Here is a 16090-nt window from a genome sequence, read left to right as displayed (position 1 = left end):
TAAACGAAATCCAAGGGGTTTACCATGAAAATCGAATTCGACGTGATGGATGCGCGCATCCTGGAAATCCTGCAGGCGGATGCCCGTACCACGCTGGCCGAAATCGGGCGCCGTATTCATATGAGCCAGCCGGCCGTCGCCGAACGGGTGCGTCGGATGGAGCAGGCGGGCGTGATCACCGGCTACCACGCGAAAGTGGATCCGGGTGCGCTGGGTTACGGCATCACGGCCTTCATCCGTGTCTCCAAGCGCACCCATGAGACCCCGGTCGAGGTGGTCGCCGCGCAGGTGCCGCAGATCGTGGAATGCCATTCGATCACCGGCGATGACTGCAGCATCGTCAAAGTGGTGGCGTCTTCGGTCACCGAGCTGGAAAAGGTGATCGTCGAGCTCACCCGCTGCGGGGTGACGTCCACTTCGCTCATCCTGTCGTCCTCGATCCAGCACAAGGCCATCAGGCCGGTCGGCTAGAATCGGCATATGGAACTGCGCCAACTCCGCTACTTCGTCGCCATCGTCGACCACGGCTCGCTCTCGCGCGCGGCCCGCGTGCTGCATATCGCACAGCCGGCGCTGACGCAGCAGGTGCGGCAACTGGAAGAAGAACTGGGCGCGCAGTTGCTGCACCGCTCGGCGCAGGGCGTGATGTCGACCGATGCCGGCAAGACCTTCTACGAGCACGCGCAAGCCATCCTCAAGCAGGTCGAGGATGCGAAATGGGCGGTGGCCCAATCCACCGGCCGGCCCTCGGGCACGGTGGCCCTCGGCGTGCCGCAGAGCGTGTCGAGCGCGCTGGCCCTGCCGCTGCTCACCGCCGTGCGCGAGCATTATCCGGAAATCTCGCTGCAGCTTACCGAGGAACTCTCCGGCAACCTGATGGAGCAGCTCAAGTCCGGCCGCATCAACCTCGCGGTGCTGTTCGACGATGGCCAGCTCGGCGCGTTTTCGGTGACGCCGCTGGTGGAAGAAGAGCTGATGTTCATCACCCGCGCCGATTCGCGCTTCGCGGTGGGGCGCAAGAGCATCCCGCTGGCCAAGGCGGTGCACGCGCCGCTGATCCTGCCGGGACTGCAGCACGGCGTACGGCCGCGCATCGAACGCGTGGTGCAGGAGGCGGGGCTTTCGATCGAGCAGGTGATCGATATCAATTCGGTTGCCATTCTGAAATCTGCGCTGCAGGCGGACATCGGCGCGACGATCCTGCCGGTGGCGCCGGTCCTTTCTGAAATCGAGCGCGGCGAATTCGTCGCCCACACGATCAGCGGCCACACCATTTCGCGCACCGTAGTGCTGTGCGCCTCCCGCAACATCCCCCTGACCAATGCCGCGGCGGCGGTCTCCCGCCTCGTCCTCGACGTCACCGCCGAACTCTGCCTGAGCGGACGCTGGCTGGGCGCCAGCGTGCTGCATCGCTAAACGGCCATCGTTTTTCCTTATACCCCTATCCGCATTCCCTATTTGCGCCGGGCGGTGCATCGCCCTACACTTCCCTTCGTAGCGCATTTGCATGCAAAATCGCTCACGACCGTTACCCCGGTCTTGCATCCTGGCATTACCCCGCCTTACCCGGCGACTCCTGCCAGCTGCTATCTGAAATAAACTTTTGGAGACGACAATATGCCCGATACAGCAGTGGCCACTGCTGGGCAGCCCGCCGCGCAAGCCGGCAAGCCTGCCCTCGCCCCCGTCAAACTCGACGACAAATACACTTCCACCAGCGGCAAGATCTTCATTTCCGGCATCCAGGCCCTCGTGCGCCTGCCGATGATGCAGCGCCAGCGCGACCTGGCGGAAGGATTGCATACCGCCGGCTTCATCTCCGGCTACCGCGGCTCGCCGCTCGGCGGCCTCGATGAAAACCTGTGGAAGGCGCAAAAGCTCCTGGAAGAAAACCACATCAAGTTCGTCCCCGGCGTGAACGAAGACCTGGCGGCCACGGCCGTCTGGGGCACGCAGACCGTGGACCTGATCGGCCCGGCGAAATACGACGGCGTGTTCGCGATGTGGTACGGCAAGGGTCCCGGCGTGGACCGTTGCGGCGACGTCTTCAAGCACATGAACCATGCCGGCACCTCGAAGTACGGCGGCGTACTGCTGGTGGCCGGCGACGACCACGGCGCCTATTCCTCGACGCTGCCGCACCAGTCCGACCACATCTTCGCCGCCTGCATGATCCCGGTGCTGTATCCCTGCAATGTGCAGGAATACCTCGACCTCGGCCTGCACGCCTGGGCGATGTCGCGCTACTCCGGCTGCGCGGTCGGCTTCAAGGCGCTGGCCGATACCGTGGAATCGACCGCCTCGGTGGATGCCGACCCGTTCCGCCTGCAGATCCAGTATCCGACCGACTTCATCATGCCGGAGGGAGGCCTCAACACCCGCCTCTCGACCGACACGCTGGGCATCCAGGCGCGCAAGCAGGAAGCGCTGATGCAGGATTACAAGATCTACGCCGCCCTGGCCTACGCCCGCGCCAACAAGCTCAACCACACCACCATCGACAGCCCGAATGCCCGCCTGGGCATCATTGCTTCCGGCAAATCCTATCTCGATGTGCTGGAAGCCATGGAAGAACTCGGCATCGATGAAAAGATGGCCGCCGACATCGGCATCCGGGTGTACAAGGTGTCCATGCCCTGGCCGCTGGAGCCGGACGGCGTGCGCGAGTTTGCGCAGGGCCTCGATGAAATCCTGGTGGTCGAGGAAAAGCGCCAGATCGTCGAATACCAGCTCAAGGAACAGCTCTACAACTGGCGCGACGACGTGCGCCCGCGCGTGATCGGCAAGTTCGACGAAAAAGGCGAATGGGTGCATCCGCGCGGGGAATGGCTGCTGTCGTCGAAGGCGGATTTCTCGATCGCGCAGATCGCCCGTGTGATTTCACAGCGCATCGCCCGCTTCCATACCAGCGACCTGATCAAGGCGCGACTGGCCTTCCTCGAAGCGAAGGACAAGGTGCTGTCGAAAGCGGTGAACACCCCGCCGCGCCCGGCCTATTACTGCTCCGGCTGCCCGCACAACACCTCGACCAAGGTGCCGGACGGCAGCCTGGCGCTGGCCGGCATCGGCTGCCATGTGATGGCCACCGCCATCTATCCGGAACACAACAAGCTGACCACGCACATGGGCGGCGAAGGCGCGCCGTGGATCGGCCAGGCCGCCTTCTCCAAACTGCCGCATGTCTTCCAGAACCTCGGCGACGGCACCTATTTCCATTCCGGCTATCTCGCGATCCGGGCGGCGGTGGCGGCCAACGTCAACATCACCTACAAGATCCTCTACAACGACGCGGTCGCCATGACCGGCGGCCAGCCGGTGGACGGCATCACTTCGGTGCCGATGATCGCCCAGCAGATGGTGGCCGAAGGCGTGAAGCGCATCGCGCTGGTGACGGAAGACCTGAGCCGCTATGAAGACCGCTCTTCGCTGCCCGCCATCGTCACCCTGCACGACCGCAAGGACATGGACGCGGTGCAACGCGAACTGCGCGATATCGCCGGCGTGACCGTCCTGATCTACGACCAGACCTGCGCCGCCGAGAAGCGCCGCCGCCGCAAGAAGGGCGAATTCCCCGACCCGAACAAGCGCCTGTTCATCAACGACGCCGTCTGCGAAGGCTGCGGCGACTGCGGCGTGCAATCGAACTGCACCTCGATCATGCCGCTGGAAACCGAGTTCGGCCGCAAGCGCGCCATCGACCAGTCATCCTGCAACAAGGATTATTCCTGTGTGAAGGGTTTCTGCCCGAGCTTCGTTACCGTCGAAGGCGGCACGCTGAAGAAGTCGAAGACCGGCGTGGCCAAGGACGACGACTTCGGCCCGCTGCCGGAACCGCTCATCCCCGGCTGCGACGCGCCCTACAACATCCTGCTCAACGGCATCGGCGGCACCGGCGTCATCACCATCGGCGCCCTGATCGGCATGGCTGCCCACCTCGAAGGCAAGGGCGTATCGGTGCTCGACATGACCGGCATGTCGCAAAAGAACGGCTCGGTCACCTCGCACATCCGCATCTCGAAGGCGCCGGACGCGATCCGCGCGCAGCGCATCGCCACTGGCGAGGCCGACCTCGTGCTGGGCTGCGACATGCTCACCGCCGGCGCACAGGATGCGATTTCCAAGATGCGCCCTGGCCGCACTCGCGCCGTGGTGAACACCCACCAGCAGCCGACCGGCCACTTCACCAAGAAGCCGGACTGGCAGTTCCCGCTGCAGGAAGTGCAGGCGCTGATCAATGAATCGGTGGCCGACCGCGCCGATTACATCGACGCCACCCGCCTCGCCACCGCGCTGATGGGCGACTCGATCGCCACCAACCTGTTCATGCTCGGCTTTGCTTACCAGAAAGGCGCGATCCCGGTTTCCGAAGCCGCCCTGCTGCGCGCCATCGAGCTGAACGGTGTGGCCGTGGATGCGAACAAGAAGAGCTTCCTCTGGGGCCGCCGCGCCGCGGTCGACCTTGCCCGCGTCGAACGCATCGCCGTCCCCGGCCAGCCGGTGCTGCTGCAGATGCCGCAAACCCTGAACGCCCTCGTCAAGCGCCGCATCGCCTTCCTCACCGAGTATCAGGACGCCGCCTACGCCAGCCGCTACGAAGCACTGGTCAACACCGTGCGTGCCGCCGAAAGCAAGCTGGGCAGCGGCGAGGCGCTCTCCCGCGCCGTAGCAACTGCTTACTTCAAGCTCATGGCCTACAAGGATGAGTATGAAGTGGCGCGCCTGTACACCGACGGCCACTTCGTCGAAAAGCTCAGGCAACAGTTCGAAGGCGACTTCACGGTCAAATTCAACCTTGCCCCGCCGCTGCTGGCGAAGAAGGATGCCAAGGGTCGTCTGGTCAAGGCGGAATACGGATCGTGGATGTGGAAAGCGTTCGGCGTGCTCGCCAAACTGAAGAAACTGCGCGGCACGAAGCTCGACGTGTTCGGCTACAGCGCCGAGCGCCGGATGGAACGCGCGCTGGTCGAGGAGTACCGGGCGACCGTGCTTTCCCTGCTCGACAGGCTCAACCAGGACAACCTCGCGCTGGCCGTGCAGATCGCCGCCTTGCCGGACAAGATCCGCGGCTTCGGGCATGTGAAGGAAAAGGCGGTGCAGCAGTACCGGGAGGAACGCAAGGCGCTGCTGGAGAAGTTCGAGGCAAGCTTGCACGGGATTCCGCACGCTGCGTAAGCCTTTTTCGCCTATAAAGGAAGAGCTCCTTCCCCCTGCAAGGGGGAAGGAACCTGCAGCCGAATCATTACCGCCAGAACACTGTCATCCCAACGACGGCAAGCCGATTGACGTTGTGCTAGATTTGACGTTAACGTAAACGTCATTCCCCAGCATAGGCCGCCCCCGAAGGCGGCTGAATATTTCTAAAGAGACAAGCCAATGACCGACCTCTCCGTAGCCAAGAAGATCACCGAATACAAGCCGGCCAACAAGGTCCGTTTCGTGACCGCGGCCTCGCTGTTCGACGGCCACGACGCCTCGATCAACATCATGCGCCGCATCCTGATGGCCAATGGCGCGGAAGTCATCCACCTCGGGCACAACCGCTCGGTCGACGAGATCGTCACCGCGGCGCTGCAGGAAGATGCGCAGGGCATCGCGGTTTCCAGCTACCAGGGCGGCCATGTCGAGTACTTCAAGTACATGATCGACCTGCTCAAGCAGCGCGGCGGCGCGCACATCAAGGTGTTCGGCGGCGGCGGCGGGGTGATCGTGCCGTCCGAAATCGCCGACCTGCATGCCTACGGCGTCACCCGCATCTTCAGCCCGGAAGACGGCCAGCGCCTGGGCCTGGCGGGCATGATCCTGTCGATGATCGAACAGTGCGACGTCGACCTGTCCTCCTACGCGCCGAACTCGCTCGATGCGCTGACGCAGGGCGAGATGGTGCAGCGTCAGCGTCCGCTCGCGCAGCTGATCACCGCGCTCGAAAACGGCAAGGCCGATCCGAAGTTCAAGACCGAGCTGCACAAGGCCGCCGACACCATCAAGACCCCGGTGCTCGGCATCACCGGTACCGGCGGCGCGGGCAAGTCTTCGCTGACCGACGAACTGATCCGCCGCATCCGCCTCGACCAGGACGACGCGCTCAACATCGCCGTCGTTTCCATCGACCCCTCGCGCCGCAAGTCCGGGGGCGCGCTGCTGGGCGACCGCATCCGCATGAATGCGATCAATCCGTGGAACGGGCAGTCGCGCGTCTTCATGCGCTCGCTCGCCACGCGCGAAGCCGGCTCCGAGATTTCGCAGGCGCTGCCCGACGTGATCGCCGCCTGCAAGGTCGCCGGCTTCGACCTCGTCATCGTCGAAACCTCCGGCATCGGCCAGGGCGACGCCGCCATCGTGCCGCACGTGGACCTGTCGATGTATGTGATGACGCCCGAGTTCGGCGCGGCCTCCCAGCTCGAAAAGATCGACATGCTGGACTTCGCCGATTTCGTCGCGATCAACAAGTTCGACCGCAAGGGCGCGCAGGATGCGCTGCGCGACGTCGCCAAGCAATACCAGCGCAACCGCGAACTGTTCATGAAGAAGCCGGACGAGATGCCGGTGTACGGCACGCAGGCCTCGCGCTTCAATGATGATGGCGTCACCGCCCTTTACCAGGGCATGCTGCCCAAGCTGGCCGAACTCGGCCTCAAGACCCGGTCCGGCAAGCTGGCCCCGGTCAACGTCCGCTTCTCCTCCGGCAAGAATGCGATCGTACCGCCGGCGCGCACCCGCTACCTGGCCGAGATCGCCGACACCGTGCGCGGCTATCACCGCAACACGGCCAGGCAGGTCACGCTCGCCCGTGAACGCCAGCAGCTGCAGGAAGCCAAGCGCATGGCCGCGGCATGCAACAAGACCGCCGACCTCGACGAGCTGATCGCCGAGCGCGACCATGCGATGGACCCGGGTTCGAAGAAACTGCTGGCGATGTGGCCCGACATGAAGGCCGCCTATTCCGGCGATGAATACGTGGTCAAGATCCGCGACAAGGAAATCCGCACCCGCCTCACGCAAAAGACCCTCTCCGGCACCACCATCCGCAAGGTGCAGTTGCCGAAGTTCGAAGACCACGGCGAGATCCTGCGCTGGCTGCGTTCCGAGAACGTCCCGGGTTCCTTCCCCTTCACCGCCGGCGTGTTCGCCTTCAAGCGCGAGAACGAAGACCCGACCCGCATGTTCGCCGGCGAAGGCGATGCCTTCCGCACCAACCGCCGCTTCAAGCTGGTGTCCGAAGGCATGGACGCCAAGCGCCTGTCCACCGCCTTCGATTCGGTGACGCTGTACGGCGCCGACCCGGCCCCGCGCCCCGACATCTACGGCAAGATCGGCAACTCCGGCGTCTCCATCGCCACACTGGACGACATGAAGGTGCTGTACGACGGCTTCGACCTGTGCGCACCGAACACGTCTGTCTCCATGACCATCAACGGCCCGGCTCCGAGCATCCTCGCGATGTTCATGAACACCGCGATCGACCAGCAGATGGACAAGTTCCGCGCCGACAACAAGCGCGAGCCGACCGACGACGAAGCCGCCAAGATCCGCGAATGGGTGCTGGAAAACGTGCGCGGCACGGTGCAGGCCGATATCCTGAAGGAAGACCAGGGCCAGAACACCTGCATCTTCTCGACCGAGTTCAGCCTGAAGGTGATGGGCGACATCCAGGAATATTTCGTGCACAACCGCGTGCGCAATTTCTACTCGGTATCGATCTCCGGCTACCACATCGCCGAAGCCGGCGCGAACCCGATCTCGCAGCTCGCCTTCACGCTGTCGAACGGTTTCACCTTCGTCGAAGCCTACCTCGCGCGCGGCATGCACATCGATGACTTCGCGCCCAACCTGTCGTTCTTCTTCTCCAACGGCATGGACCCGGAATACACCGTGCTCGGCCGCGTCGCCCGGCGCATCTGGGCTGTTGCGATGCGCGACAAGTACGGCGCCAACGAGCGCAGCCAGAAGCTGAAGTACCACATCCAGACCTCCGGCCGCTCGCTGCACGCGCAGGAAATCGACTTCAACGATATCCGCACCACGCTGCAGGCGCTGATCGCGATCTACGACAACTGCAACTCGCTGCACACCAACGCTTACGATGAAGCGATCACCACGCCGACCGATGAATCGGTGCGCCGCGCGCTGGCCATCCAGCTCATCATCAACCGCGAGTGGGGCCTGGCGAAGAATGAAAACCCGAACCAGGGTTCATTCATCGTCGAGGAGCTGACCGACCTCGTCGAGGAAGCGGTGCTGCAGGAATTCGAGCGCATCGCGGAACGCGGCGGCGTGCTCGGCGCAATGGAGACCGGCTACCAGCGCGGCAAGATCCAGGAAGAGTCGATGTACTACGAGCACCTCAAGCACGACGGCACGCTGCCCATCATCGGCGTCAACACCTTCCGCAATCCGAAGGGCGAGGCGATCCCGCAGACGCTGGAACTGGCGCGCTCGACCGAGGAGGAAAAGCAGTCGCAGCTCAAGCGCCTCGCCGAATTCCAGGCCCGCAACGCGGCGCAGGGCCCGGCGATGCTGGAGCGGCTGCAGCAGGCGGTGATCAACAACGAGAACCTGTTCGCCGTGCTGATGGATGCGGTGCGCGTGTGCTCGCTGGGACAGATCAGCAATGCGCTGTTCGAAGTGGGCGGTCAGTATCGCCGCAACATGTAAGCACGTGTAACGCGCTTAAGCAGTATCAAAGCCGCGATGCAAAACCACGCATCGCGGCTTACACTTTGTTGCAATGATCCGCGTTCACCGCTGACTGCCTCTTCTCCCCTTCCGCATCCCCCTCCTGAATTTTCTGACACTGCGCAGAAGGCGAAACTTCCCTCTGAAACACGCGTCTTCCCACGACGAAAAACACGCGGCTTTCCAGTCGTCAATCGGAATATTCCGAAAATTTGTTTCGTTCGCCTTACACAGTTTTTCATCCACCGTCCGATATTGTTCACGCTTGTACTTATTGATAATTGTTCCCAGAGAATTTGATGCAGCGATTCATCACCTTCAGCCCACGAGGAGCAAGACAATATGTATAACCCGAACAATGCCCAGACGAACGCCGTTGCCCCGATCGCCGGCGGCGCGCTTCCCTCACGTCACGTCAAGCTCTGGTCCAGCCTGACCGAGCTTGCCAAACTGCTCGGCATTCCCGCCTTCGTCAAGGATGGCGACTCCCAGTTCCAGCACGTGCAATACAAGGCCGGCCAGCGCATCCACACCATCGGCCAGTCCTTCGATACGCTGTACGTGGTGTATTCCGGTTTCATCAAGTCCGTCATCATCGATGACGCCGGCCACGAACAGGTCGTCGCCTTCCCGATGAAGGGCGACCTGCTCGGTGTCGACGGCATCCACGGCGGCGTCCACACGACCGAAGCAGTGGCGCTGACCGCGTGCGAAGTCATCCTGGTCCCGTTCAAGACTCTCACCGCGCTCGGCCGATCCCAGCCCGACCTCGAGCTCGCGATCTACGGCGTGATGGGCCGCGAACTGGCGCGCGAGCAATCCCTGATCGGTGCGCTCGGTTCGCTCGGCGCGGAAGCGCGCGTCGCCCGTTTCCTCGCCTTCATGTCTAGCCGTTTCGAAGAGATGGGTTATTCCGGCAAGCAGTTCAACCTGCGCATGACCCGCGAAGAGATCGGCAACTATCTCGGCCTCACCCTGGAAACCATCAGCCGCACCCTGTCCGCCTTCGCCGCCGCCGGCCTGATCAGCGTGGAGTTGCGCAACGTGGTGCTGCACGACATCCCGGCGCTGCGCACCCTGCGCCGCCTGCCCGCCCGCACCCGCCGCAAGGTCCCCACCGTGGCGGCGAACGAAGAAGTCCAGCGCGCGGCTGCATAAGCGTTTCGGCCCCTGCTTGCCGCCGGGCGCCCTCTCCAGCCCCGGCGGTTTTTTTCTCCCCATTCCGGCCCGCGCGTCTGCGATAATCCCGCTTCCACGGGACAGCACGCACGCGCCATGACCACCTCCGACAATACTCCCGCCCTCGTCTCCTGGAGCGGCGGCAAAGATTCCTGCCTCGCCATGTGGCGCGCCCGCCAGTCCGGCATGCGGATCTGCCGCCTGATCACGGCCATGGATGAAAGCGGCGCCAGCTCGCGCTCCCACGGCATCCCGCCGGAACTGATCCGCACGCAGGCCGAGGCGCTCGGCGCAGAGCTGCGCTTCTACAACACGTCCTGGGGCAATTACGAAGAGCGCTTCATCGCGGAACTGCGCGACGCACAGGCGCAAGGCATCCGCCATGCGGTCTTCGGCGACATCGATCTCGTCCCGCACCGCGAATGGGAAGAGAAGGTGTGCGCGAAGGCGGACATCACGCCCTGCCTGCCGCTATGGGACGAACCGCGGCGCAAGCTGGTGGACGAGTTCCTGGCACACGGCTTCAAGGCCGTGGTGGTGTGCGTGAACGGGAAGTATCTCGGGCCGGAGTTCGCGGGGCGCGAGTTTGACGAAGCCTTCCTGGCCGACCTGCCCGCCGGCGTCGATGCCTGCGGCGAGAACGGAGAGTTCCACACCTTCGTGTACGACGGCCCGGGGTTCATGCATCCCGTCGCGTTCCGCAGGGTCGAGATCCGGGAATACCGGGCGCCGACCAAGGAAGGATCGGGCATCTACACCTTCCAGACACTGGCCCCCTGAGCGTTCTCCACCACGGTCATCGACTTTCTTCGCGCCTACAACGCCGCTGGATCCCGGCCTTCGCCGGGATGACGGGGTAGGGGAACTGGGAGGTGGTGCCGTTTCTACCCGCACGCGGGCAATCAGGGCGGTCTTGCGACATTCGATTGCGGGTGGCTGACTTCAATCGCGCTCCCCACTCTCCCCGTCATCCCGGCGCAGGCCGGGATCCAGTGTCTTGCAGACGTCATCTAACGACACTGGATTCCTGCCTTCGCAGGAATGACTTCCTCTACTGCATTACCGCCAGCACTCTCTTTTCTTCCAGCAGGCACTGCATCGTCTCGCCGTCCACTGGTTCACTGAAGTAGTGCCCCTGTATCTGGTCGCATCCGTAATGGCGCAGGAAGGCAAGCTGCTCTTTCGTCTCCACGCCTTCCGCGATCACCTTCACGTTCAGGTTGTGGCCGAGCGCAATGACGGCCTTGGTGATGATCGCGTCTTCCGCGCCTTCATCGAGGTCGCGCACGAAGGAGCGGTCGATCTTGATGGAATCGACCGGAAATTTTTGCAGGTAGCTGAGGCTGGAGTAGCCGGTGCCGAAATCGTCGATGGACAGGCGCACGCCAAGTTCTTTCAGCTGCGACATGAGCTGGGCGGCGTGCGCGGGGTTGTCCATCAGCTGGCTTTCGGTGAGTTCCAGTTCCAGCGCACCCGCCTTGATGCCGGCGGTCCCGACGTGCTCGGCGACGCAGTCGAGGAACTTGCGCTGCTTGAACTGGCGGCTGGAGAGATTGACGGCGATGGAGAAGTCGTTGAAGCCTCTGTCATGCAGCGCCTTGAGCTCGGCGCAGGCGCGGCGCATGACCCAGTCGCCCAGCGGGACGATGAGTCCGGTGTCTTCGGCGACGGGGATGAATTCGGCCGGCGGAAGCGTGCCTTGCGCCGGGTGTTTCCATCGCACCAGTGCTTCGGCGCCCACAATCCTGCCTGACCGGAGGTCGACCTTCGGCTGGTAAAGCAGATACATCTCTTCGCGGTCGATCGCCCCGCGCAGGCTGGCCTCGAGGCGGATGCGCTTGTGCACGGACGCATTCAGGTCGGCCGAGTAGAACTGGTAGTTGTTGCGGCCGATGAACTTGGCGTGGTACATCGCGGCGTCCGCGGCGCGCAGCAGCAGCTCCGCGTCGTTGCCGTCGCGCGGGTACACGCTGACGCCGATGCTGACATTGACATGGATCGGCTGCTCTGCCGTCGGAATGGCTTCGGCGATGTTGTGGCGGACGCGCTCCAGCATGTCGACGACGTGTCCGGCATCGGGCTGGTTGGCGAAGATGATGACGAATTCGTCGCCGCCCAGACGCGCAATCGTATCGATCTCGCGCACGCTCGCGCGCAGGCGCTGGGCGAGGGTCCTGAGCACGTCGTCGCCGGCGGCGTGGCCCAAGGTGTCGTTGATGAACTTGAAGTTGTCGACGTCGATGAAGGCGAATGCGGCGAGATTGCCATGCCGCCGCGCCTGCTGGATGGCCATCTCCATGTGGTCGTGCAGCAGGTTGCGGTTGGCCAGCCCGGTCAGGGTGTCGTGGTTGGCGAGGTGTTCGAGCTGCGCTTCATAGTGCTTGGCTTCGGTGACGTCGCTGAGCACGCCGACGAAGTGGGTGACCGTGCCGGCGCTGTTGGCGACCGGCGCGATCTTCAGGTCGCTCCAGAACAGATCGCCGTTCTTGCGGCGGCTGCGGATGACGACATGGATGCTGTGGCAGTGCTGCAGCGCATGCCGGACCTTGCCCTGCTCGCCGTGGTCGGTGTCTTTCGCGCAGATGAACAACAGGTCCATGCCGGCCACTTCGTCCTGGCGGTAGCCGCTGATCTGCTCGAAGGCGGGGTTGACCAGTTCAATACGGTTGCCGTTTTCGGCGCGCCGGGCGATGACCACGCCGTTGACGCTCGCCTGCAGCGCACGCTGGTACAGGTGGAGAATTTCCTCCGCCTGCTTGCGTTCGGTGATGTCGATGCCCATGCCGCAGATGCAGATGTCGCCGTCCACCTTGGTGCGCGCGCAATTGAACAGGTAGGGTGTGCGGCTGCCGTCCTTGCGCACGACCCAGGCTTCCACGCTGGAGACGCCGCGCTCGAAGGCATTGCGCATCTTTTGCTTGATCGTGTCGCGCTGGGCTTCGTCGAAAAAGTCGAGCGCGTGCATACCGGCGAGTTCGTCGCTGCGCAGCTGCGTCGCTTCCTCCAGCACGCGGTTCCATGTCACGAGATGGCCGACCTGGTCGAGCACGTAGAACGGGCCCGGCAGGTTTGCCGAAAAGCGCTTGAAAAAGGCGGCGTCGGTATCGGGTTGCTTTGCATCCTCATCATGCAGGCCGCTGTCGACGATCAGCACGAACTGGTCGACGGTGCCGCTGCGCGTGGACTGGGGAACGATGGTCAGGCTGGCGGTGAATACGGACTTGTCGTTGGCCAGCAGGCCGATGCCGGACCGCACGGCTTTGGTTCTGGCGGCAGTGACCAGGGTGATGAAGTCGTGTTCGTGGCCGGGAGCGATGCAGGTGCCGAATGCTTGCCCCGCCGCTTCCGCGGGCGTCAGGCCGAACAGCCATTGACACTCCGCGCTCCAGCTGCGGATCTTTCCCGCTGCGTCCATCATGCAGACCGCGGGCAGGCTGGTATGTGCTGTCATGACGATTCCCGGCACGCCGGATGGGCAAGTTTCCCTGCCATCCATCTTGCGTCGCCCGGCGTAGCACGTATTGTCGCAACTCAAGCGCGCGGTGCTTGCACCACCGTTTCGTAATGCGCGGAACTTTCCTCGAAGCGCAACAATTCCGCGTGTGCTTTGGGGTCCTTATCAGCTCGACAGCTTTCCCTGGCCCAGCACCCGCATCAGTGCCTCCTTGCCGTGCAGCTTGAGCTGACGCTCGAGCTGGTCCTGCGCCGCGTGCTCGGTGCCGGCCGGCCCGCTGGTGATGCGCTTGCCGGAGGAACGCTCGGTGACGGCCCAGCCGCCGCGCTTGTCGTACAGCCACGCATGCAGAATGAACTGCATTTCCTCGAAGCCGGGCACGACGAGTTCTTCGCCCAGCAATTCCTGCGACTGTCCGAATTCGTTCCGGATGAGAAATTTTTCCACGGCGGCCCCCTGTTCTCCAAGCATGATACTTCGACCCGGCGTTCACCGGCATCGGTTCCGGGCGTCTGCTACATTGTGGCCATGGACAAGGCAATGTGGACTGAACGAAAAGCGGACCCGCGCTGGGAATTCTGGATCGATCGCGGCGGCACGTTCACGGACATCGTGGCGCGCCGCCCGGACGGCAGTCTCGTCACGCACAAGCTGCTGTCGGAGAACCCGGAACAGTACCAGGATGCGGCGGTAGAGGGCATCCGCCATCTGCTCGGGCTGCGCCCGGGGGAACCGATCACGGCGGAGCAGGTTGCAGCGGTGAAGATGGGCACCACGGTGGCCACCAACGCGCTGCTGGAGCGCAAGGGCGAGCCGACGGCGCTGCTGATCACCCGGGGATTCCGCGATGCGCTGCGCATCGCCTACCAGAACCGCCCGCGCCTGTTCGACCGCCATATCGTGCTGCCGGAACTGCTCTACCGCGAAGTGGTGGAAGTGGACGAGCGCATCGGCGCGCAGGGCGAAGTGGTGCTGCCGCTGGACGAGGCACAGGTACGCCGCGAGCTGCAGGCACTGTATGCGCACGGATTGCGCTCGGTGGCGGTGGTGCTGATGCATGCCTACCGCTATTCACAGCACGAAACCGCGATCGGACGCATCGCGCGCGAGACCGGGTTCACGCAGGTGTCGGTTTCGAGCGAAGTGAGCCCGCTGATGAAACTGGTCTCGCGCGGCGACACGACGGTGGTCGATGCCTATCTGTCGCCCATCCTGCGCCGATACGTCGAACAGGTGGCGGGCGAGATGCCCGGCGTGCGCCTGCTGTTCATGCAATCCAGCGGCGGGTTGACCGATGCCCATCGCGTCCAGGGCAAGGATTCGATCCTGTCCGGCCCGGCGGGCGGCATTGTGGGCATGGCGCGCACGGCGAATGCGGCGGGCTTGGACCGCCTCATCGGCTTCGACATGGGCGGCACCTCCACCGACGTATCGCACTTCGCCGGCGAATTCGAGCGTGCATTCGAGACGCAGGTCGCGGGCGTGCGCCTGCGCGCGCCGATGATGAGCATTCACACAGTGGCCGCGGGCGGCGGCTCCATCCTGCACTTCGACGGTACGCGCTACCGCGTGGGGCCGGACAGCGCGGGTGCCAATCCCGGGCCGGCGAGCTACCGCCGGGGCGGACCGCTCACCGTCACCGACTGCAATGTGATGCTGGGGAAGATCCAGCCCCGGCATTTTCCCGCCGTCTTCGGCCCGCGTGCGGATCAGCCGCTGGACCGCGACATCGTTGTGCGCAAGTTCACCGAACTGGCCGCCGAGATCGAGCGCGCCACCGGCAAGCGCAGCACGCCGGAGGAAGTGGCGGAAGGCTTCATCGAGATCGCGGTCGGCAACATGGCCAATGCGATCAAGTTCATTTCCGTGCAACGCGGCCATGACGTCACCGGCTACACCCTCGTCACCTTCGGCGGCGCCGGCGGACAGCATGCCTGCCTGGTGGCCGACGCGCTCGGCATGACGCGCGTGTTCGCCCATCCGTTTGCCGGCGTGCTATCAGCCTACGGCATGGGGCTGGCCGACCAGACCGCGATGCGGGAGCAGGCGCTGGAGGCGATTCTTGCACCCGCGGCGATGCAAACGGTTGCGGATACGTTGCGCAGGCTGGGCGCAGATGCACGTGCCGACCTGCAGTCGCAGGGTGTGGATGCATCGTGCATCCGCGTCGTCGAGCGAGTGCACCTGCGCTATGAGGGCACGGATTCCGTCATCGTCGTTCCCGCCGCCGATATCGCCGCCATGCAGGCCGCGTTCGAAGCGGCGTACAAGCAGCGCTATGCCTTCCTGATGCCGGGCAAGAACTTGGTAATCGAGGCGGTGTCGGTGGAAGCGATCGGCGCAGCCGGGGACGCCGCCTGCGAGACGCCATTGCCGCCGCGCGACGGATCGCTGCAAGCGTCGGAGCACGCACGCCTCTTTTCCGGCGGCGCATGGCACGACACGCCGCTCTTCCGCCGTGACGATATGCGCCCCGGCGACATCGTCAGCGGCCCGGCCATCATTGCCGAGGCGAATGCAACCAATGTCGTCGAGCCCGGCTGGCAGGCGGAGGTCACGGGGCACGGCCATCTCGTGATGCAGCGCGTGGCCGCGCGGCCGCAACGCAGGGCGGCCGGCACGGAAGCCGATCCGGTCATGCTGGAAGTGTTCAACAATCTCTTCATGTCGATCGCCGAACAGATGGGCCTGCGCCTGCAGAACACCGCGGTCTCGGTGAACATCAAGGAGCGCCTCGATTTTTCCTGCGCGCTGTTCGACGCCGAGGGCAACCTGATCGCCAAC

Annotated in this window: 9 protein-coding genes; 7 read left to right on the top strand and 2 right to left on the bottom strand. The window is 64.1% G+C overall.

Going from position 1 to position 16090, the window contains the following annotated elements:
- Nucleotides 1-24: 24 nt before the first annotated feature.
- The 6 genes from VFF99_RS07210 to VFF99_RS07185 all read left to right on the top strand — a co-directional run bounded on the left by VFF99_RS07210 (nt 25) and on the right by VFF99_RS07185 (nt 10632).
- Entirely contained in the window at nt 25-471 is a 447-nt protein-coding gene (locus VFF99_RS07210; RefSeq protein WP_325016379.1) for an Lrp/AsnC family transcriptional regulator, read from the top strand.
- A 9-nt stretch (nt 472-480) separates the two neighbouring features.
- On the top strand, nt 481-1416 hold the full coding sequence (locus VFF99_RS07205) for a LysR substrate-binding domain-containing protein (protein ID WP_325016377.1): 936 nt from the start codon (nt 481-483) through the stop codon (nt 1414-1416).
- Nucleotides 1417-1617: 201 nt separating this feature from the next.
- Nucleotides 1618-5172: an indolepyruvate ferredoxin oxidoreductase family protein gene (locus VFF99_RS07200; RefSeq protein WP_325016375.1), complete on the top strand. Its 3555-nt coding sequence runs from the start codon at nt 1618-1620 to the stop codon at nt 5170-5172.
- A gap of 201 nt (nt 5173-5373) precedes the next feature.
- Nucleotides 5374-8652 carry a fused isobutyryl-CoA mutase/GTPase IcmF gene (icmF, locus tag VFF99_RS07195; protein ID WP_325016373.1) on the top strand — a complete coding sequence of 1093 codons (3279 nt, stop codon included), beginning with the start codon at nt 5374-5376 and terminating at the stop codon, nt 8650-8652.
- A gap of 363 nt (nt 8653-9015) precedes the next feature.
- Nucleotides 9016-9831 (top strand): helix-turn-helix domain-containing protein, encoded by an 816-nt coding sequence (locus VFF99_RS07190; protein WP_325016371.1) that lies wholly within the window; start codon nt 9016-9018, stop codon nt 9829-9831.
- 117 nt (nt 9832-9948) lie between these two features.
- Nucleotides 9949-10632, top strand: coding sequence for a diphthine--ammonia ligase (locus VFF99_RS07185; RefSeq protein WP_325016369.1), 684 nt, complete (start codon nt 9949-9951; stop codon nt 10630-10632).
- A 271-nt stretch (nt 10633-10903) separates the two neighbouring features.
- Here the strand turns inward: VFF99_RS07185 and VFF99_RS07180 are convergent, their stop codons facing one another.
- Nucleotides 10904-13303: a sensor domain-containing protein gene (locus VFF99_RS07180; RefSeq protein ID WP_325016367.1), complete on the bottom strand. Its 2400-nt coding sequence runs from the start codon at nt 13301-13303 to the stop codon at nt 10904-10906.
- A 168-nt stretch (nt 13304-13471) separates the two neighbouring features.
- The gene (locus VFF99_RS07175) at nt 13472-13753 is read right to left on the bottom strand and encodes a hypothetical protein (RefSeq protein WP_325016366.1); all 282 of its coding nucleotides are present in this window, start codon (nt 13751-13753) and stop codon (nt 13472-13474) included.
- A 93-nt stretch (nt 13754-13846) separates the two neighbouring features.
- Between VFF99_RS07175 and VFF99_RS07170 the strand changes: the two genes are divergently transcribed.
- Nucleotides 13847-16090, top strand: a 2244-nt coding sequence (locus VFF99_RS07170) for a hydantoinase/oxoprolinase family protein (RefSeq protein ID WP_325016364.1), incomplete at its 3' end; no start/stop codon positions are given.

Source organism: Noviherbaspirillum sp., assembly GCF_035654295.1.
Lineage (GTDB): Bacteria > Pseudomonadota > Gammaproteobacteria > Burkholderiales > Burkholderiaceae_D > Noviherbaspirillum.
This window is presented reverse-complemented; position numbering and strand designations above follow the sequence as displayed.

Coding starts and splice junctions, on each gene's coding strand:
- VFF99_RS07200 (WP_325016375.1), top strand. CDS start 1,618: ATGCCCGATACAGCAGTGGCCACTGCTGGGCAGCCCGCCGCGCAAGCC.
- icmF (WP_325016373.1), top strand. CDS start 5,374: ATGACCGACCTCTCCGTAGCCAAGAAGATCACCGAATACAAGCCGGCC.
- VFF99_RS07205 (WP_325016377.1), top strand. CDS start 481: ATGGAACTGCGCCAACTCCGCTACTTCGTCGCCATCGTCGACCACGGC.
- VFF99_RS07185 (WP_325016369.1), top strand. CDS start 9,949: ATGACCACCTCCGACAATACTCCCGCCCTCGTCTCCTGGAGCGGCGGC.
- VFF99_RS07210 (WP_325016379.1), top strand. CDS start 25: ATGAAAATCGAATTCGACGTGATGGATGCGCGCATCCTGGAAATCCTG.
- VFF99_RS07190 (WP_325016371.1), top strand. CDS start 9,016: ATGTATAACCCGAACAATGCCCAGACGAACGCCGTTGCCCCGATCGCC.
- VFF99_RS07180 (WP_325016367.1), bottom strand. CDS start 13,303: ATGACAGCACATACCAGCCTGCCCGCGGTCTGCATGATGGACGCAGCG.